Here is a 20,346-nt window from a genome sequence, read left to right as displayed (position 1 = left end):
AAACCTCCTGTATTATTATTTCTTTTTACTACTCTCTTAAGGTTTTGCCGGCAGCCTGCATCAGCTGCTGCATCTCTGTATCAGGAACCTTGCCTTCAGTCCTTGCCGAGGGCACCTCTGAAGGTGGCATTTGCGGCTCCACTTCAACCATTGGTGGCTCCTGACGTACAAAACCAGTATCACTGTTTTCAGAAGTATTGGGGACAGCCCTTTCATGCTCCTCAATGGATGGCTGAATTTTCACCACCTGGGTTTTCTCCAGTCCTGTGGAAGGAGTATCACTATCCTTAACAGTGGTTATATTGGCAGGAGCCTCTATTACCCTGCTGCTATTAAGAATGGCCAAATAGCCGATTCCCACAGCTACAGCAATAATCAAAGGTGCCAGCCGTATAAGCCATTTTCGCCAGCCATGGCCAAACTTGGTCTCCCGGGCCCGCTGCAGCTCTGCCTGAGCCAACATCACATCCAAATCACCCCGCAAACTATTTTCCTTGTCCATGGAGCTTTCGGCACGACCCAGCCAATCTCTGGCTGCAGAAATATGCTTTCTTACTGCCCTATTATCTTTATTTTTGCGATTTTTATCCATAATTGCCTCCAAAAGCAGACACTTCTATGGAGTAAAGTCGCCAAATAACGTATTTATATAATTTGCCAAATTAATGGAAAAAACGTCATTTTCAGCAAAAAAAGCCAATTTACAGTCTTTTACTGTCATATATCACTTACTTCCAATTATGCATAAATCGGGACAGCATCCCACGTACCCGACGGACACCGCTTTTTTGCAGGCGATAAATATGGGCTGTGCTTACATTAAGCATATTTGCCACATCCTTTATCTCCTGATTGTTCACCAGCAACTGATTCAGCACCAGCTGTTCCTTATGAGGCAATCTGTCCATGGCTTCCATCACCACATCAGAGGCCAGATGGATTTCCGCCAACTCCGTTACCGGGGTGCCTGTATCCGCCAGCATATCCAGCTGGGACAAGCCAGATTCCAGCTCTGCTTCCAGACAAGCAATATCAGCATTGCCCTCTTCCTTCATAAAGCGGAACATTCTGCCTCTAATGCGATAAACCGCAAAGAAACTGAAGGCCACTCCCCTATCAGGATCAAAACTCTCCACAGATTCTATCAGGCCCACAGTGCCCTCCTGGATAACATCCATGATATTTTTAAGATCCTTAAAGGGCATAGCTGTCCTAAACACCAGTGGCTGATATGCCTCGATGATACGGCGACGGGCCTCTGGGTTATGGTTATGCTTAAATTCATACCACAGCTCCTTTTCCTCCGCCGGCTCCAGCATCTTAACCTTATTCAGTTCCTGCATGTACTCAGACAGCTTCATAGTAACCTTCTTCTCTGAAATTTATCTGGTTATTCTTGCATATCCCATGTCACTATAAATCAGCTTTTCATTCTCCCCATCACTATATACAGGTGCTGTGGAGAATCTAAACTGGTGAGATAAACCAAAGACATTGGCATGTTCCTTATCATATAGGTACATGAGATTCAGGTTATCTGTCAGCTCATATTCCACACCGGCCTTATATTCGCTGTTATTAACACTCTTGACAAAGGTCAGCATGGTTCTGTCAGATATATATTTACCCAATTTGATATTATACACTTCCTCATAGTTTTTGTCGCCTGTTTTTTGACTTAAGAATTCTGAAGTATCCCTTTCCACTGAGAAAAGATCCAAATCCAAGGCATTTCTAATGGCATTTTCCACCTCAGAAAGCACTGTCATGGAAAGTCCCACATTAAACATGGCAGCGAATTTTGCCGAGTCACTCATATTATTACTGAAATCACTTCTCAGTGTAAGCAGTTGGATAATATTCTCCTCTGACATTGGTGGCGAAGACATAAGCCTAAACCGCATGTGCTCAACCGGCCCATCCAGACTCACAAAGACTCTGGTACTGGCCACCTTGGTGCCTGCCCTTAGAGTAATGGACGGATACAGACTATCGCTTCGATTAAATCTCACTGCCCCCTCATAAATCTGGAAATTTGTCTTCAAATAACTGATATTTCCCCTCTTAACCGTAATGGCACCGCTGGTATGTGGCATGAGAGTCGTACCTTGGAAATGGGCTTCACCAACCAACAACAGATTCCCAAGATTAGCACTGACAAAGCGAACACCCTTTCCCAGCTCCACATCGAAATCCAGACCTACCTCCGGCATTTCTGTGCTGTCCGTAGGAATTGGCGGTGTGGAAAGCACTACATTTTCCAAAAACAGTCGTCCGGAAATTCTCGGGATGGTTCTGGCTGCCACTGGCTCACCTTTAATAAACTCATCCGGCTTCTCCAGACTGTCAATGTTAATGGTGGTTGTCAGTGGTCCCCTAAAGAAATTGCAGCGCACATCCAATCTATCGGCATCAAAGCCAAGATGATAACTAACAGGGGTAAGCCCATCCATTTCCGCATAGCCCGTCATCTTATAATGACCATCCCCCATTTTGCCGGTAAAGCTCTCCAGCATAAATGTATTTCCAAGCATGGACAAGCGCAGATCAACGTCAATAACTGGATTGGCCACACCCTTTATTTTATATGCGCCATCTGTAACCACAATATTGCCCTCAAAGGAAGGATGATTTGCAGTGCCGGTAATATGCACCGTACCATCTGTTGGCCCCACAGACCATTCCACATAATCAGACAAAGCTGGTAACAAACTAAGGTCAGCATCCTCCAAGGATACTGTCAAATTCATCTGCTCATTGTCATTAGAGTCATCAGCTTCGAAAGCTCCCAAGGGAGCATATCCCGTCACCACAACTCTGTTGGAATTAATCCCCACCATTTTTTGAGCAACAAGAGGCTCCTTTATATGAAGAGTCTTATCCTGCAGCATAAGCTTGCCGGAAATACTGTCAAGAGAAGCTCCTCGAACACCGATATCTTCACCATACAGTGTTATTTCAGCCATAGGGTTGGCGGTTTCACCCGCAGCCTCCACATGACAGTTCACTTTACCGGTAATTTCCCCGGTATATCCCGCAGCCCCTGCCAATGCTCCTGCATCAATATTGGTGGCATCAGCTGTCAAAGATACATCTCCATCCAAATCTATGGTGCCAAGGGCCGTAAATCTTCCCTGTGTACCTTCAGATCCCGTAAGGTTTTTTATTTTGATAACCCTATTATCAAGGGTAGCATTGCAATATACATCGCTAAGTGGATATGTGCCGAAATAACCATCAGTAACATAAGCACCAATTACCAGACTTGGATTGTCTGCGGTCCCGGCAATATTACAATCACCGTTTAATTTACCAGTAATATTATTGTTTTCCCAACCTGCTATAATCCCCAAAGACTTAATATTCACATTATTCAGGGAAATACTGCCACCGATGGCCTCAGTAACAAAATTATAGCTGGCATTAAGGGTATACTTTCCATCTCCCTGCTTTACATACATATTCTTGAAGAAAATTCGATTATTGCGGTAGTCAATATCTCCCGCCACCTTATCAAATTCCTCTCCCCGCAATATTACCCCATTGGAGGATATGGTGCCGTGGAAAATTGGTGACTCCACATTACCTGTCAAAGTACCAATAAAATCTATATAGCCATCCAACGGAACAGGGGAACGTTTGTCAAAATCATCCAGATTAATGTCCTTGGCCTCAACTGTGATATTCATATCACCACCGGAGGTAATAGTACCGCTGCCAATATATGCCTTAATTCCCGGAGACAAGATATGGATATCTGTCAAAGTCAGCAGATTATTCTCATAGGTATAATTACCAGTAATACTCTGAATAACGATTTCATCGCTGAACTTGCCCAGCTTGTAATTGAAGTGTCCCTTCACCAAAGGGTTATCCAAGGTGCCGCTAACCTCAATCTCATTATCCACGCTGCCTGTAAGTGGTATATCCACCTCTGCCGCCTTCAGCATATTTTCCATACGGGCATTTCTGGTGGAAACAGTAAGATGAATCCGACGCTCACCCAAAAAGCCCACAATACCATTTACTTCCCAGCGGTTGTCATAATCACCTTCAATTATAAGGTCCTTTACGCCAACTCCACGGAGTCCACCAATGGCCTTGCCATGAAGCCGCTTATATGGCTGATCAAAGAGAACACCATCACGGGCTGCAAAGGAAGCTCCCAATACAGGATCATCCAGGGTTCCCTTCAATTTCCCCCGAAAATCACTTAATCCGGAAACATCTGCCTCAGGTGCAATATTGCTTATAAGGGACAAATCAAAATCACGGCCATAGAAACTTATATCAAGCTGCTCACCAAGAAGTAAATCCCCCTGAAGTCCTACTTCGCCCCCATTTTCAAGTATTGCGCTGACGTAATCCACATGGAGGTCTTTATTTTGATAAATAAAGGAACCGTCAATTCTGTTAGCGCCAATTCCCATATAGGAAGCGCCATCAGAAGACACGGTACCCATAACCCGGGTATTGCCAACATCATTTACGTTACCCGTAACAAAGAGATCAGCAGACACTGCTCCCCCTGCTTCACTTAACTCAGGAAGCTTGGCTGAGGCTTGGGAAAGATTAACTCCGTCAGCCTTCACCTTAGCCACGAAATCAAAGGTTTTGGCATCAAAATCCCCCTCCCCTGTTACATGGCCGCCAAAAATATCACAACTTAACGCTGTTACAGTTACAGCCTCGTTTGCATATCTAACCCTGGCTGTGCAGTTGGTAAAATCATAACCGCTGACACTGCCATCAGCGATTTTCACCTCCGCATCCACCACAGGATTGGTGGCATCCCCAGTCACCCGGGCATTAAAGGCCACAGGCCCACTATATGGAATATCATCTATAAGAGCTCCCGGCTCAAAGCCATCAGAGGCCACCGTCAAATCAAGAATTGGACGACCCTCCACCAGCTTCACCTTACCCTTGGCAGTAGCCTTCTGCCCAGCAGTTTCCGCGTTCATAAACACCTGAATTGCCTTTTCGGTAAAGGTAAACAAGCCATTAATATTTTCCACTTTCTTATCCAGAATAACAGCTTCGCCCTTTTGAAGCTCCAGCTCACCGCTGTAATACAGCTCCGAACCGACTTTTTCGCCAGTAGCTACAGCTCTGGTTATCTTGCCCTTAATACTGTCTGACTTAACCATATCCTGTGGTATGGTGCCTGATGGTATAAAAGCAATATAGTTAGCCAGCTCCAAATCTGTAATTTCCACATTAAAGGTATCCTTGGAGCCACCATAGTTGGCAGCCACCTTCACCACTGCCCCCTGATTTTTGGCAGTACCCTCCAGACGCACAGCAGGATAATTATCAAAATCCAGATCTGCCTGTAAATCCTCCACCAAAATATCCTGGCCATTATAGGCAGTTTTCAGTATTCCGTCCTTAATATGCACCTTGCCGGTGAATTTACTATCACTTGGCTCCTCAGACACCAAATCAGTAAAATTCCAGCTGCCATCACTGCGCTGGTGGATATCTGCCTCCACATCAGTAATATATACAGCCCTAATGCCTTCAGAAACAGAGTTTTTAAACATAGCAAGGTAGCTGAAACCCACTTTGGCATCAGCTACCTTGGCAATTATCTTATCCTGCTTGTCATAAACAGCTATATCTCTTATATCCACTGAATTAAAGGAATCCACCTTAACCAGACCGATTTCCACCTTGGTATCCAGCACCTCACTGGCAATGGAGGCTGCATTTTCAGCAGTACTCTCCATAAAGGCAGAAGATGTGATATAACCGTAAATACAGGCCATTATAATAAACACTATGCCCAAAAGGCCAGTGACCTTCCCCATAACCTTACGGTCCATTAAATATCCCCCTAGAATAAATCCCTAATAAAAGAAAAACTGCCACGCAATAAGGTGGCAGTCACATACTTAACACTGCACATTGCAACTTAAGTATAACATAATAAACTGTAAACTTTTTAAAATTTATATTAATTTTTTGCTAATTGTTCCTGCAATTTACTTACATCCAAATCCACCATAAGACCCATGGCCCGATCCAAATCAGCCTTACTGTTATTATACTGATACAAGGTATTGTAATATTTGCTCTGGGCAGCTGTCAGCTTCTCCTCGGCATCCATTACATCCAGATTGGTGCCCACGCCGGCACTGTAACGAACCTGGGCGATTTTGTAATCCTCCTTGGCCTTTTCCACAGCCACCTTGGCAGTTTCAATACTCTTTTCCGCAGAGGTGAGATTAAGATATGCTGTACGAACCTCCAAATCTCCGGTATCCCTTGCCTGCTGAGCCGCCTCCTTGGCCTTTTCAATAGCTGCCTTGGCCTGCTTAACCTTAGCCTGGGTTACATTGTTATCGAAAATATCCCAGCTTATACCAATACCGGCATACCAGTTATTCTGGGTATAGAATGGATCTGTTGCCCTATCATCCTCACCAAAGGCCTTATCGCCAGCTATGGATTTAGATACCGACGCATTAACCTTCGGCAAATTACCGGATGCGGCTACATCCCGCTGGGCCTCGGCAACTTTTACCCTGTAGTCAGCCGCCAAAATATCAGGACGATTTTGCTGGGCGTACTCAGAGCACTGTTCCAGGGAAATCTCATAAGGTATATACCCCAGCTCATCCTTTAAATTCAGCTGGGTACCACTAGGAACACCCACAATATTATTCAAATTGGCAATGGCCAAATCATAATTATTCTGGGAAGAAACCAGATTCAGCTTGGCGTTGGAAAGCTGTACCTCAGAAGCCAGCAAATCCGATTTGGCTACAGTTCCCGCATTGAATTGGGCATTTACATTACGTAAATGCTCCTCCAGAGTCTTTACGGAATTTTGTGATACCGCTATCTGATTACGGCAATTAAGGGCATTATAATAAGCCGCCTGAGTCTTGGCCTTAACACTCTGCTTGGTGCTCTCCAAAGCCAGCTCGCTGGCATTCAAGGACAAATCTGCAGCCTTAATGGCTCCCTCCAGCTGACCACCGGAATAAATTGGCATACTTACAGAAACGGTATTGGAATACAAAGAATTAACATTTGCCGCACTATATACATTGCCACCAATCCGGCGGGCTGCACTGGTCCAGTTCAGCGTAGGGCCATGCTGACGACGGGCTATATGGCGTGCCCATACTGCAGAATCATAATCATCAATGGCACTTCTTATGGTATGGTTATTGGCCATGGCCAGGTTAACACAATCCTCAATATTTACATCCATGGTTTCAGCCATTGCCGTACCAGCCACGGACATGGTCATAGCACCGCTGATTACCAGGGTAGTTAGCTTCTTAAATCTATTATTATTCATTGAATATAGATACCTCCTCTAGAGTAATATATTACTACCGATTATTGAAAAAAACATGAGAATCAGATTAAAAACATATTTTTAAAAGCTTCTCCGTAAGCCAAAATAGGTTGCCCTGTTTTTGCTGCGATTTATATCATTCATCTGGGCAAAAAGATAGGTATTAGGGGCCACCTCAAAGGAAAGGCGGGAACGGAGCTTAAATTCATTTGGGTCATAGGCATCCACGGAAAGCTGAACCTTATTGCCGCCGAACAAGTCTATACCCAGCCCGGCCTTGCTGTCAATAATTCCTCCATGGCCTCCGAAGGCACCGGAACGGGTACCTGCCTGCAAATTGAAGTAATTTTCCCGGCCAATATCAGAAACTCCAATTTTACCATAGCTGTTGCCACTATAAAGACCAACATCAAAATTACTGGACCAGTCGTGTTTGCCACCACTGTACATGGTTTCCAGGCCACCGCCCACCTTAATGCTGGAAATCCTGGACATCATGTTGTCCGCTCTTTCCGTAAGATTTCTGGTATTATGGATGGTCTGCTTTAAATCGTCTGCCACCTGCGGGTCAGTAACCACCCCCTCCAAAGACTTGGCCATATTGTTAAGGCGAACACTGGCCTCAGACAAATTATTAACTGCCAGCTTCAGATTTTCCGCCGTAGTCCCATCACCACTAAAGGTATTTATCATGGACTCCACGCTGTTGGCACTACGTGTTAAGCTTGCCGTCATCACATTAAGGTTTCTGGCCATATTGCGAATATCATCCTGGGAGCTTACTGCTACATTGGCAAGAGTAGCGGTCATCACATTCAGATTATCAGTTACCTGACGCATATTCATGGAAATATCCTTTAACGCCGCCTTGGTATCGTTATCACCGATAATATCATTCATATTGGCCAATAGCTCATGTACCTGTTCAAGGGCCGCACTGACCCCCTGCATTACATTATCAATACCCGTTTCCCCCTGACCTTCCACATAATCATCCGGCTGGAAGCAATCATTTAAATCGCTGTCAACCGCGGGCTGAATATTAACAAACTTAGCTCCCATAACACCATTGGAGGTAATGGTAAAGGCGGATTTTCTTGGAATCTTCACATCATCTTGAATTTTTACCCGCACCAAAACCCCAGGGCCGTTCGGGCTAATGGCCTCCACGCTGCCCACGGTTACACCGGCGTAAGCCACTGCATTACCAGGAGTCAGACCGATGGCCTGACCAAAATTTACGTAAAGATTATAGCTCTTGTCTCCCCCAAAACTAAAATTAGTAAGAAATACAAACACTGCCATTACCAGGGCCAAGCCCCCCACCGTAAAGGCACCAACCTTAACCTCTGTATTCACCCTTATGCCTCCTTGCCAATATATAGGCCCCTTAGGAAGGCCCTAACCCGCGGATCCTCTATTCTGCGGAAATTATCTACTGTATCCACTGCAATGAGCTTTCCCTCATAAATCATGGCTATTCTGTCAGCAATATGAATTGCACTGTCCATATCATGGGTTACCACCACTGAGGTTACCCCTAGCCGCTTCTGGGTGGAAATAATCAGCTCATCAATCTTGTCCGTCATAATTGGATCAAGTCCGGAGCTGGGCTCATCGTAAAATATAATATCCGGGCCGAAAGCTATGGCTCTGGCCAGACTTACACGCTTTTTCATACCGCCGGAAAGCTCTCCCGGCATCATATCCTCCGTTCCCGGAAGTCCCACAACCTCCAGCTTTTCCTTAACTATTTCTGCTATTTTTTCCTCACTGTAGTCCGTATGCTCTCTTAAGCCAAAGGCCACATTATCCCCTACAGTCATGGAATCAAAGAGGGCAGAATACTGAAATACCATACCCATGTGAAGGCGAAGCTCATCCAGCTCTTTTTCCGGCATGTGGGCAATATCCTTATCCCGCAGCCAAATTTTTCCCCCGGTGGGGTGATCAAGCCCTATCATCAGCCTCAGCAAGGTACTCTTGCCGGAGCCGGAACCACCAATAATGGCCAAGGTTTCCCCGTCTTTAATTTCCAAATTTATGTTGTCCAGTACCTTCTTGTCCCCAAAGGACATGGATACATTTTCAATTTTTATCATGGAACCTCTCCACCATTAATTAATACAATACCATGGAAAGCAGTACATTTAACATAAAAATAACCACGATGGCACTTACCACCGACTTGGTGGTGGCCTTACCTACGCCCTCGGCCCCCTCCGGGGCCTTCATGCCATAATAACATCCCAGCACTGCAATAACCACACCAAAAACTACGGCCTTTACAAGTCCCCCTGTAAGGTCGTTCAGCACTGCATATTCAGGAATGGAATTCACATACACATAGGAAGAAATGCCAGCATAATATTTGGCCACACCCCAGCCCCCGACAACGCCGATAACGTCACCGTACACCGTAAGCAATGGCACCATTATCATACAGGCCAGCATCCTCGGCACCACCAGGTATCCCAGAGGATTGGTTCCCATAACTCGCAGGGCATCAATCTGCTCCGTTACCTTCATGGTGCTTATTTCCGCTGTCATGGCAGAGCCCACACGGCCGGCCGCCACAACCCCCACCAGAACTGGTCCCAGCTCACGGCCGATGGCAATGGCTATAATGCCACCTACGGTGGACTCAGCCCCCATCTTAATGAACTCATTGGCTACCTGCAGGGTCATTACCATACCGGTGAACATCATGGTAAGGGACACTATAGGCAGGGTATCCACACCCAGATGGGACATCTGATGGATGACGTGACGCACCCGAATCTTGACGGGCATCTGCTTTAATGCGCCTATAAACAGCAGCATAACGTCACCGATGAAATATAACAGCTCCAAAACTGAAGCACCAATTATCTCCAGAAACCTAACAAACATATTTTATTAAGCCCTCATAAAAATCAATATTAAAACGTAATGAATATATGTTTATAAGCATATAAATATGGCAGGTATAGTTTACTTTCACTCAGCTGTGGCACTAAAAATATTGTTTTTCAACTATTTGAATAGCAAGAAAAATTACAACTCGCTTCGCTCAAACAAGTAATTTTTCTCGCTAATGCAGGTATGAAAAAAATATTTTCTGACGCACCACAGCTTAATGTTCAAGTAAACTTAACCTGCCATTATATTATCAGTTTTTTTCTTTTTTTTCCACGATTTTTAATGTTGTGTGAATTACATTTTCTATTACATAGTCGGTGGCGGTACGCTGTACAGCCTCCACAGGCTTGGAATTATCCACCTTGGACTTATTCCCATTCTCTGCCAGCTTTTTGGATTGCTTTATAGCCTCCTTGATAGCTGCCTTCTGCTGCTCATCAGTCAAAATAGGGGCGGCTGCCGGCTCCACCACAATATCATTATTGCAGGCAGTCTTCAGCATTTCCTTTATCTTGGCCTCAGTCTTGACACTCTGATCCTCCTCCAGGGAAGCATCCCCAGCCTGCTGGGCCAACAGTAGCTTAGCCACATTAATAAGTCCACCACCGTGAAGGTCAAGATTCAATGTTCCTGGCAGCTGGGTCTTTGGCACAGTATAAGGAACATCCACCGTTATCTTCTCCTGACGATAAGGCTTCAATGTGGTCTTAAAAATCACCTTATCCCCGGCACATACCTCTGTTTTATCAGGGGTTGCTGATAAAATAGACGCTGTCATGCGCTGGCCGCCAATAAACACATCCACCTTTACATCATAGATGTTGGCTTCCCTGTCCTTATTGGTACAGATGGTGTTCAAAATCTCGTTAAGCTCACCAACAGCCTGCTTGCCCACATCACTGCCGTTATAGAACATATTGGTACGCTCGATTACACCATCTTCCCCCATATCGGTGCGAATGCGAAAATGAACCTTGGCGGTACCATTAATGGCCCTATCTATGGTCTTATACATGGAATCGTATACCATAGCCGTTGTCAACAGAGGCACCACCTCTTCATCATAAGCCACAAAGGAATGATAGGTCTGGGAATTGGCCAAATCGGTATCATTTACTGTCAGAATAACTGGAACATTCTGAGGATATTCCCCCAAAATGCCTGCTATGCCATCATATCTGTCTTGATTTACACGACCGATTATAGAGGTCATGTGACCTATCTTCATGCCGTCCAAAGGGCCATGGGCAGTGGAGAACACATCTGCCCCGGTCATAAAGTAATTAACATTTCCCCGGTCCGTGTTTCCATGGCCAAAGGCCAATACTCTCTTGCCATCCACAGCGGTTACCGTACCCATGGCTCCCATGTAGTAATCTCCCACAATCTGTGCCACACCTACGGCACCACCTGGCTCCAAAGTGGCATTGTAATCAATGGTAGCAGGCCCCGCATTGGAATTCCAATTGGCCGCATCCCGCAGCTTTATTCCAGGAATCTTCTCTGAAAGGAAATCCACGCCCTTGCCAGAGAAGCCTGACACCATCTTCCACGCCTTTTCCCTGTCCTGCTCATCATTTTCTTTAGGAGCTTCCCCCTGCTTTTCAGGCGCTTCAGCCTCCTTCTGGGCCTCCAGCTCCTCCTTGGTTATGTAAGTATTATCCGTCTGTTCTTTTTCAGCTGGCTTTTCTTCTTTTACAGCATCCTCGCTTTTAGTGGCAGAATCCTCAACAGAAGCCTTCTGGGGAGCAGTTTCACCTTCAGATTTTTGTTCTTCCTTAGTTTTTGCCTCTTCCTCTGCCTTCTTGGCCTCTTCTTCTGCCTTCTTGGCTGCTTCCTCACGGATCTTCTTCAAATCAATCTGAGGGAGCTGGGTCTGATTTTTATTATCCGGCAAATCCCACAGCTTCAACATATACTCAATAGGAGTTACCATTACCCTTTTATCAAGGTACACGTTGTTAAAGGAGGCTGAGGCTGCACCAATGAGCTTGCCGTCCACATAAATAGGTGAACCGCTCATGCCGGATACAATACCACCAGTAGTCTTAATCATTTCTCCGGACAAATCAATGAGAATACGTGGAGAGGCCAGCTTGCTACTGCTGCCGTTGACTCCCACCACTTCCACATCAAAGGACTTAATTTCACCGCTTTGGTCAATGATGGTATAGCCCTTGCCTGTCATGCCAGGAGCTACCTCTGTAAGGGGCATAATCTCCGGCATAGCGAAGGATATGGAACCCATTGCAAGGCTGAGAGCAATTCCTGCAACCAAAGCACGTTTCTTTAATCTATTTAAAAATCTATTTATAATAATCACCTCTTATGATTTTGCCATTTAACGCATAAGCTAATTATAGCTTATATATCTGAAAAACAACAGTAACAAAATCACTTTCTCATAACTAGCATTGCGTTTCCAATACGGCGTTCTACGCCCTCAGAAGGGCTGTTAACGATGCGGTTGTTCAATATCATTTCAGAAGAACCGCCACCATCCAGATTAAAGCCCTTTACTGCACCGTATTTCACCAGCAGCTGCCCCATTTCCGTAAGGGAAGCACCAATACTGTGGCTCTGGCGGCCATCCACCACCATCAACAGCAGATGTCCATTATCCTTCAAGCCCACGGCAGTTCTTGGTGCCCTGCCTCCTGCCACATCATTGCCAAACTGCTCCGCATTTGAAGCCACACTTACCCTACCGTTGGCCACCAGCTGAGGTCCTGCACCATAGAAATCAGGGGCATCTCCCACCTCTGGTCCAAAGCCTTCCTCTATAACAGCCTTATCTCCCACCTTAATACCAGCGAAATTTGCCTGAGACTGTCCGTGAACAGAAACCACCACACCATCGGCAGGAATCACACTGTTGCCTTTGCCAATGGACTGTACCCGTCCATCCACAATAACGTATTCAGTGCCAAATTCATTGGTGCCAGTGGAATATCCGTAAAGGGAATTATACATAACAATGGAGTCTGTTCCCCTTGGGCAATTTACCCCCCAGAAGGAAATACTGCGGCCATTAACCTTTACTGCCCCGGAATAATTGCCTCGACCAATATCATAAGAACCATCCTTACGCTTTATTAGTCCTGTACGGTTCTGTGTACCGATACCGGCGGTCTTGCCATTTATACGAATATCGCCGATGAGGAAATCACCGCTCCAGTCAAAATAACCTCCATTTACCCCCGCCACTGCGCCATTACTGCTGGCAATGGTGGTGAGCTTTCTAAGGCCGGAGGAAACCTTTCCAGCCCCAAGGGCCAAGGTAACATCAAACTTGGCAGGGTCAATATCCAGCATATAGGCAGTCAGCATACCGCGGCCATCCACCCGCACATATTTACCATTAAGAAGGCCATCCTCCACCTGATTAAAGGATTCCTCCTCATATTCCTTGTTTACATCAATTACAATTCTGTTGGGATTTTGCAGTGTATACACCTTGTTTGGCATAGCCGCCTTCATATCCACTATAACCTGCAGGGTGTCACCATATTTTGCCAAAATAAGGTCCTTTACAGCACCACGTCCTGCCGGAGCTGCCGCCAAAGGTGAAGTAACACCATCCATAGTAATCACCAGACGGGTATTATTATTTTCATATACTGCAGAGTATTTTTTAGCACTGCTCATATCCAGCACAACCCGTGTATATTTTGCATTATCACCCAGGCGGATATTACTCAACACTGTCTGACTACTTGTCTTTCCAGACTGAGCTGAAGTCGCCGGCTTATTTGTATTTACTGACTGGGTAGTCTGAACTGGCGATTTCTTATCATTTTTCTTTGCTGCGTAGGAAATGCTGTCTCCCACCGCTGCCACATTTATGGTAAAAACTGCAGCCAATACAGCTGCCCCAATTTTTTTCTTGTTAAAAATCATATTCTAAAAAGCTCCTATGTTCTATAAAAATAAGAGGGCCATCGCGTCAAATGCAATAGCCCCCATTAATTCATCTCCCGTAAAATCAGGTTCTTACAACCTTATCCTTTGGACTCATATTCTCCACCCGCTGAGTCCAATCTGCCTTGGCCTTGTCTTCAAGGGTCAGCTGCTTATACAGCACATCAGCCAAGCCTACGCCCCCGGCCTTGGCCATCTGATTCACCATTTCCGTATCCCGCATATCCTGTAAAATCTTATCCGCATTGGAATCACCAAAAAGACTATCTTCAGGAACGGTATTGCGCATTTCCTTATACATAATGTTAAGGAACATGGCCTCAAAGCCCTGACAGGCTTCCCTCAGCTTCTTGTCGTAGGCCTTCTGCTCAGGAGTCATTTCTCCAGCAGCAGTTGCCGCCTTTGTCTTTGGCTTAGCCACATTTTCGCTGGCCCGTTTCAGCTCATCAGCGAAATTCTGGGCATCATCCACAGCCTTGGCCCCCTTGTCGGTGGCCTGCTGGGCCATTATCCAGTTGCTGCTTACATTGTCAATATTCATAACATCACCTGCTTAGATAATCTCCAGCTCTGCGTGCAAGGCCCCAGAGGCCTTAATTGCCTGCAAAATGGAAATAATATCCCTTGGAGTAGCCCCCACAGCGTTGAGAGCACCAACAATATCATTAATATTGGCAGTAGCCGGAAGCACGATAGAATTAGCTGTCTGCTCCTCAACCTCGGCACTTTCATCCTGAGTCACCACAGTACGTCCCATGCTGAATGGTTCAGGCTGGTCTACTTCAGTTTCCTTTTTTATTTTTACGCTGAGACCACCCTGGGTAACGGCAATACTGTCAACGGATACATTGCCACCCATAACGATGGTACCAGTACGCTCATTTACAACCACCTTGGCCACATTATCAGGAATAACGTTAATATCCTCCAAGGAAGCCACAAAATCCACCACAGAATTGCGGAAATATGCCGGAATAGTTACATCCACTCGTCCTGGGTTGGTAGCTCTGGCGATACCGCCATAGTTGCTGTTAATGGCAGCTGCCACGCGACTGGCAGTGGTAAAATCAGCCTTATTAAGAGAAAGGGACAGCTTCCCTCCCAGCTCTGACAAATCATCCTCCACTGTACGCTCCACAATAGCACCATTTGGTGTGGTACCTACAGTTGGGAAATTCTTCTGGGCACTGCCGCCACCACGGCCTGCCACAAACCCACCAGTGGACACAGCCCCCTGGGCCACAGCATAGACATTGCCGTTGGCAGCCTTCAAAGGGGTCTGTACCAAGGTTCCTCCCTGAATGCTGGTAGCATCACCAATGGAAGAAACCGTAATATCAATATTGTCCCCCTCTCGTACAAAAGGAGGCAGAGTGGCCGTTACAATAACTGCTGCCACATTCTTTGGCTTTAGGCCATTAGTGTCAAAGCCCACGCCAAAGGCACTCATCATATTGCCAATTGACTGAATGGTAGGCGTCATTTTGTTGGAATCACCGGTACCATTAAGACCAACCACCAGGCCATAGCCCACCAATTGGTTGGAGCGAACGCCCTGCACCTTGGCAATATCCTTTATTCTTGTAGTTGCGCTATCCGCAAACACCACACCGGTGGCCATAACACACAGGCACAGCACCAGTGATACTATTCTCACAACGGATTTCATCTTTAGTCCTCCAAAATTCCCTATACTTAGAACAGGAAGTTGAAAATCTGGGTAATGATACCCTGTCTTTGCTTGGAATTCAATGGACCCTTGCCATCAAACTTCACAGTTGCCTCCGCTACCTTGTTGGACGGAATGGTATTGTTGTAAGTAATGTCATCTGGGCGAATGATACCCTGAAGGGTAATCTTGTGTTCATTTTTGTTATTCCAAATAGACTGGGTTCCTTCAATAATCAAATTACCGTTTGGTGCCACATCAGTTACGGTCACAGTTATGGTTCCTCGGGCCGTATTGCTGTTGGTGGCACTGCCACTGGCAGTAAAGTTATCATTTTGGCTGGCACTGGCCGCTGCCAAAAAGTCAAAAATCCCCAAACCAGCATCAAGATTCTGCTTGCCAGACTTGGAATTACTGGAATTCTTTGTGGAAGTCATAGTGGCCGTTTCGCTGATGACAACAGTGACTATATCCCCCACCTGGGATGCCCTGCGGTCAGAAAAAATATTTCGCGAATCCTCGCTCCACAAGCTCACTGCACCGGCAGTGGCAGGAACCATTATCCCCACCTGAAAAAACATCATTGCCCCCATAATAACGGACAAAATACATTTCATTAAGCTCACCTGCCTCCGAAAATACCATCAACTCATTATCTAACGGAAATTTCCACATTGTTCTTATCAATAACTTTTCCCCTGACCACCTTATTGGAAGCCAGATTCTTTACTTTTATATAGTCACCCTCACGGCCGTTTTCCATAGCCTTGCCCTGGGTGGTCACCCGTATGCCGTTAACCACTGCTGTAAGGTCTATCAAGTCCCCGGAATGGATTATCACTGCATTCTGAATATTTATGGAGGTAATAATCTCTCCTTGGCCGATGCCACGACGGGCCACCTTGCCAAGCACCTGCTTTACATCCGTAAAATAGGTCCAGTTTTCCCCCTTGTACTCCCGCTCATCAATACGAAGATCCTGGGCTGTGATTTCCGTGCCCTGTACCAGCTGCTTATTGGCCACCACCATCATATCGTAGGCCCGTACCCGCATGAGGCACCTCATGGTAGTATACTTACTGCCATTTAAAAGCACGTCCACATTTACCAAGGTTCCCTTGCTGAAACGAACCCCATTGGGAAGGGTAACTCTGTAGGTTATACGACCATCCGGGAGCCTTAGCCCCGCTGGGACATTTATGGACTCTATGGTATGGCGTCGGGTCTCTCCACCTGTTTGCAGATAATCCTCAATGCCAATCGTCGCCTGCTGAATCAGAGCCTCCCTCAGTATCACCTGAGGTAATTGAACTGTTGGGGCAACCACCACCTTGGCTCCTTCGGAAGCCGACATAGGCAGTAGCAAAAAAACTGCCAATAATAAGCCAAGGATTTTATTCATCAGCGCTTCAACCCGTTGGCAATCTCCAGCATGGAGTCGGAGGTGGTAATAGCCTTAGAATTTGACTCATAAGCACGCTGAGCCACAATCATGTTGACCATTTCGTCAACAATCTGAACTGCGGACATTTCCAGCGCACTCTGGATAAGAGTACCTGTACCATCAGTACCAGGATTGTTTGGGATAGGTTCACCAGATGCAGCAGATTCAATAAACATATTCTTGCCAATGGCGGTCAAGCCAGCAGGATTCAAAAATCTTGCCAGGGTAATCTGACCTTTAACAGTAGGAGCACCACCTGACGGAGTATTGGAAACCGCACCGGTGGAAGAAATTGTTATACTGTCAGATGGAGCATTGGTATCAAACTGAATATTATCTGTCAGCGGATAACCATCTGTAGTAACCAGATTGCGGTTTGCATCCAGTTTAAATGAACCATCTCTTGTATAGGCAGTGGTTCCATCCGGAAGGAGAATCTGGAAGAAGCCCTCACCCTCAATGGCTATATCAGTAACATTATCTGTAACCTGAATATTACCCTGGGTAAAAACACGGGTAGTGGCGGAAAACTTGGAACCAAGACCAATCTGCACAGGAGTTGGGAACATGGTACCATCACCGCTTTCAGCACCACCAGCCCTCAGGGTCTGATAAATCAAATCCTGAAATTCAGCACGCTGTGGCTTGGCACCATAGGTATTAACATTGGCAATGTTATGGGAAAGTACATCCATCTGTTTCTGTTCGCCCTTCATTCCTGAAGCAGCGGACCATAATGACCTCATCATAAGGCAAAAACCTCCATTTTACAAACAGACAAAAAACACTAATTTTTCTTATCTTAGTATATCGTCAAAACATTATATATACTTAATGGTAACATTAGGAAACCATTAAAACTGCACTTACATATTGCGTCCTACTTCGTTGACGGATTTTTCCAGCATGGTATCCTGGGTAACCACAGCCCTGGAATTAGCCTCGTAGGAACGATAGTTGGCAATCATATTTACCATTTCGGAAACCACATTGGTATTGGAACGCTCCAGCACGCCCTGCTGAATTTCCCCAGTGGCATTCATTCGACGAGGATTGCCATTGGTACGGTAGAGGTTATCCCCCTGCTTCATCATCACCTGGTCCCCACCCTGGAACTGGAACAAGCCAATCTGAGCCACGGGCACATTATCGTTCATGGTGATATTTCCATTAGGACCTACAATAATTGTAGTAGCCTCATCCGGAATATCAATTGGACGTCCTCTGTCATCCAACACATTGTAGCCATTGACGTTTACCAGCCGTCCCGTGGAGGAGCGGTAGAAATTACCATCTCTGGTATATCTCTGCCCCTGAGGAGTATTTACCATAAAATAGCCCTCGCCGGAAATAGCCAAATCGAAGGGATTACCAGTAGTCTGGAAAGAGCCCTGGGAATGGTCAGTTACGATTTCATCTATCTCGGAGCCCAGCCCCAGTTCACCGATAACAGGCGCATTGTTATTGAGAGAGAAGCCCTTAAAGGTGGTAACATCCCTCTGGGTCTTGGACATATCATCTATTCTGTGCATGAGCATTGGCTCAAATTCCTTGCTAACGGCATCATCACGCTTAAAGCCGGTGGTATTGGCATTTGCCAGATTGTTGGCAATGGTGTCTGTACGATATGACTCTGTAATCATACCTGTAGCAGCGGTATAAAGTCCTCGCCACATACTAAGTCCTCCTCTTTAAATCGCCTTATTTTCTCCAGAAAGACATGGACTTCTTGTCGTCCAATTTATCAATATTATCAAGGGCCTTGCCAGTACCTAATGCCACACAGGACAGGGCATCGTCAGCCAGGCCAACAGGAATTCTTGTCTCACGGTGAATCAGGTCATCAAGGCCATATAACATGGCACCGCCACCGGTCAGGACAATGCCTCTGTCCATAATATCCGCCGCCAGCTCCGGAGGGCATTCCTCCAGCACCTTCTTCACACATTCCACGATTTTGGTAACAGGCTCTCTAAGAGCTTCCGCCACCTGATCAGTGGTGACCTCCACCAGCTTAGGCAAGCCACTGAGCATATCACGGCCCTTAACCTCCATTTTGCCATTACGGGCACCCTGGAAGGCAGCGCCAATGGATACCTTTATGTCCTCAGCAGTACGCTCACCAATCATCAGATTGAAGTTACGTTTTACGTAGTCAATAATGGCCTCATCGAAGCTGTCACCGGCAGTTCTCAGACTATCACTGGCTACAATACCACCCAGACTGATAACAGCCACATCTGTGGTACCACCACCAATATCCACCACCATACAGCCATAGGCCTCAGAAATATCAAGGCCAGCACCTAAAGCTGCTGCCAAAGGCTCCTCGATGAGGAAGGTCTTTCTGGCCCCGGCCTGCTCTGCTGCCTCCTGCACGGCACGCTGCTCCACCATGGTAACGCCTGATGGAACGCAAATCATAATGCGGGGACGAAATACAAAGCTACGGCCTGTAACCTTTTCAATAAAATAACGAAGCATTGCCTCGGTAATATCATAGTCACTGATAACGCCTTCACGCAATGGGCGAATAGCCACAATATTTCCAGGCGTACGGCCAATCATGCGGCGGGCATCCTCACCTACGGCCAAGACCCTGTTGGTATCACGATCCACTGCCACCACAGATGGCTCCCGCAGCACTACACCCTTGCCCTTTATGTATATCAAAACATTTGCAGTACCTAAATCAACGCCAATATCCATTGACATGCCAAACATTAAAACATCTTCCTTCCATCTATATATAGGCGCACTAAATACACCTCGCCTATTTTTATCGATATATACTAAATATAATATAAAAGGAGAAAGATTTCAATAAAAAAAGAAAAGAGTAGAGGAACTGCTGGACTCAACTCTTGTAAGCATAAAATATAAAAGAGCCAGGTTACTGCTGAACGAAAGCATTAGGGCGAAGGTCGTTAAGAAACTGCTTTTTGCATTCCTGCATTAGCTGAAAAAATCATCTGTTTGAGCGACGCGAAGCTAGTCCTTTAGGGCGAAGCGAGTTATGATTTTTTTAGCTATTTAAATAAAGCAAAAACAGTTTTAGACCCGAGACCCGAGCTGAGTTCAGCAGTTTCCTGGCTC

At 45.9% G+C, this 20,346-nt stretch carries 16 protein-coding genes; all 16 read right to left on the bottom strand.

The annotated features are described in order from the left end of the window. Window positions 1-28: 28 nt before the first annotated feature. On the bottom strand, window positions 29-592 hold the full coding sequence (locus B6K08_RS11555) for a hypothetical protein (protein ID WP_052212134.1): 564 nt from the start codon (window positions 590-592) through the stop codon (window positions 29-31). Between the two features lie 136 nt (window positions 593-728). Then, window positions 729-1,361 (bottom strand): sigma-70 family RNA polymerase sigma factor, encoded by a 633-nt coding sequence (locus tag B6K08_RS11550; protein WP_080326200.1) that lies wholly within the window; start codon window positions 1,359-1,361, stop codon window positions 729-731. 21 nt (window positions 1,362-1,382) lie between these two features. Then, the gene (locus B6K08_RS11545) at window positions 1,383-5,828 is read right to left on the bottom strand and encodes a translocation/assembly module TamB domain-containing protein (protein WP_080326199.1); all 4,446 of its coding nucleotides are present in this window, start codon (window positions 5,826-5,828) and stop codon (window positions 1,383-1,385) included. A gap of 131 nt (window positions 5,829-5,959) precedes the next feature. Then, a complete protein-coding gene (locus tag B6K08_RS11540) occupies window positions 5,960-7,315 on the bottom strand; it encodes a TolC family protein (protein WP_080326198.1) in 1,356 nt (451 codons plus the stop codon). Window positions 7,316-7,396: 81 nt separating this feature from the next. Continuing rightward, complete coding sequence (locus B6K08_RS11535; protein WP_080326197.1) at window positions 7,397-8,674, bottom strand: MlaD family protein; 1,278 nt, start codon at window positions 8,672-8,674, stop codon at window positions 7,397-7,399. A 2-nt stretch (window positions 8,675-8,676) separates the two neighbouring features. Next, a complete protein-coding gene (locus B6K08_RS11530) occupies window positions 8,677-9,417 on the bottom strand; it encodes an ABC transporter ATP-binding protein (protein ID WP_080326196.1) in 741 nt (246 codons plus the stop codon). Between the two features lie 19 nt (window positions 9,418-9,436). After that, a complete protein-coding gene (locus B6K08_RS11525; protein WP_080326195.1) occupies window positions 9,437-10,207 on the bottom strand; it encodes an MlaE family ABC transporter permease in 771 nt (256 codons plus the stop codon). Between the two features lie 259 nt (window positions 10,208-10,466). Beyond that, complete coding sequence (locus tag B6K08_RS11520; RefSeq protein ID WP_159446774.1) at window positions 10,467-12,539, bottom strand: SpoIVB peptidase S55 domain-containing protein; 2,073 nt, start codon at window positions 12,537-12,539, stop codon at window positions 10,467-10,469. 71 nt (window positions 12,540-12,610) lie between these two features. Continuing rightward, window positions 12,611-14,116: a phosphodiester glycosidase family protein gene (locus B6K08_RS11515; protein ID WP_080326193.1), complete on the bottom strand. Its 1,506-nt coding sequence runs from the start codon at window positions 14,114-14,116 to the stop codon at window positions 12,611-12,613. Between the two features lie 85 nt (window positions 14,117-14,201). Further along, window positions 14,202-14,678 carry a rod-binding protein gene (locus tag B6K08_RS11510; RefSeq protein WP_052212141.1) on the bottom strand — a complete coding sequence of 159 codons (477 nt, stop codon included), beginning with the start codon at window positions 14,676-14,678 and terminating at the stop codon, window positions 14,202-14,204. 12 nt (window positions 14,679-14,690) lie between these two features. After that, window positions 14,691-15,806 (bottom strand): flagellar basal body P-ring protein FlgI, encoded by a 1,116-nt coding sequence (locus B6K08_RS11505; protein WP_080326192.1) that lies wholly within the window; start codon window positions 15,804-15,806, stop codon window positions 14,691-14,693. A 26-nt stretch (window positions 15,807-15,832) separates the two neighbouring features. Then, window positions 15,833-16,423, bottom strand: coding sequence for a flagellar basal body L-ring protein FlgH (locus B6K08_RS11500; protein WP_052212524.1), 591 nt, complete (start codon window positions 16,421-16,423; stop codon window positions 15,833-15,835). Window positions 16,424-16,458: 35 nt separating this feature from the next. Next, a complete protein-coding gene (gene flgA / locus B6K08_RS11495; RefSeq protein WP_080326191.1) occupies window positions 16,459-17,208 on the bottom strand; it encodes a flagellar basal body P-ring formation chaperone FlgA in 750 nt (249 codons plus the stop codon). Next, entirely contained in the window at window positions 17,208-17,999 is a 792-nt protein-coding gene (flgG, locus tag B6K08_RS11490) for a flagellar basal-body rod protein FlgG (protein ID WP_039211403.1), read from the bottom strand. The genes flgA and flgG overlap by 1 nt, the downstream gene beginning before the upstream one ends. A gap of 117 nt (window positions 18,000-18,116) precedes the next feature. Beyond that, a complete protein-coding gene (gene flgF, locus B6K08_RS11485) occupies window positions 18,117-18,926 on the bottom strand; it encodes a flagellar basal-body rod protein FlgF (RefSeq protein ID WP_080326190.1) in 810 nt (269 codons plus the stop codon). A 25-nt stretch (window positions 18,927-18,951) separates the two neighbouring features. Further along, complete coding sequence (gene mreB / locus B6K08_RS11480; protein WP_080326189.1) at window positions 18,952-19,974, bottom strand: rod shape-determining protein; 1,023 nt, start codon at window positions 19,972-19,974, stop codon at window positions 18,952-18,954. Window positions 19,975-20,346: the final 372 nt, after the last annotated feature.

It is taken from the genome of Anaerovibrio lipolyticus DSM 3074, assembly GCF_900141865.1.
Taxonomy (GTDB): domain Bacteria; phylum Bacillota; class Negativicutes; order Selenomonadales; family Selenomonadaceae; genus Anaerovibrio; species Anaerovibrio lipolyticus.
This window is presented reverse-complemented; position numbering and strand designations above follow the sequence as displayed.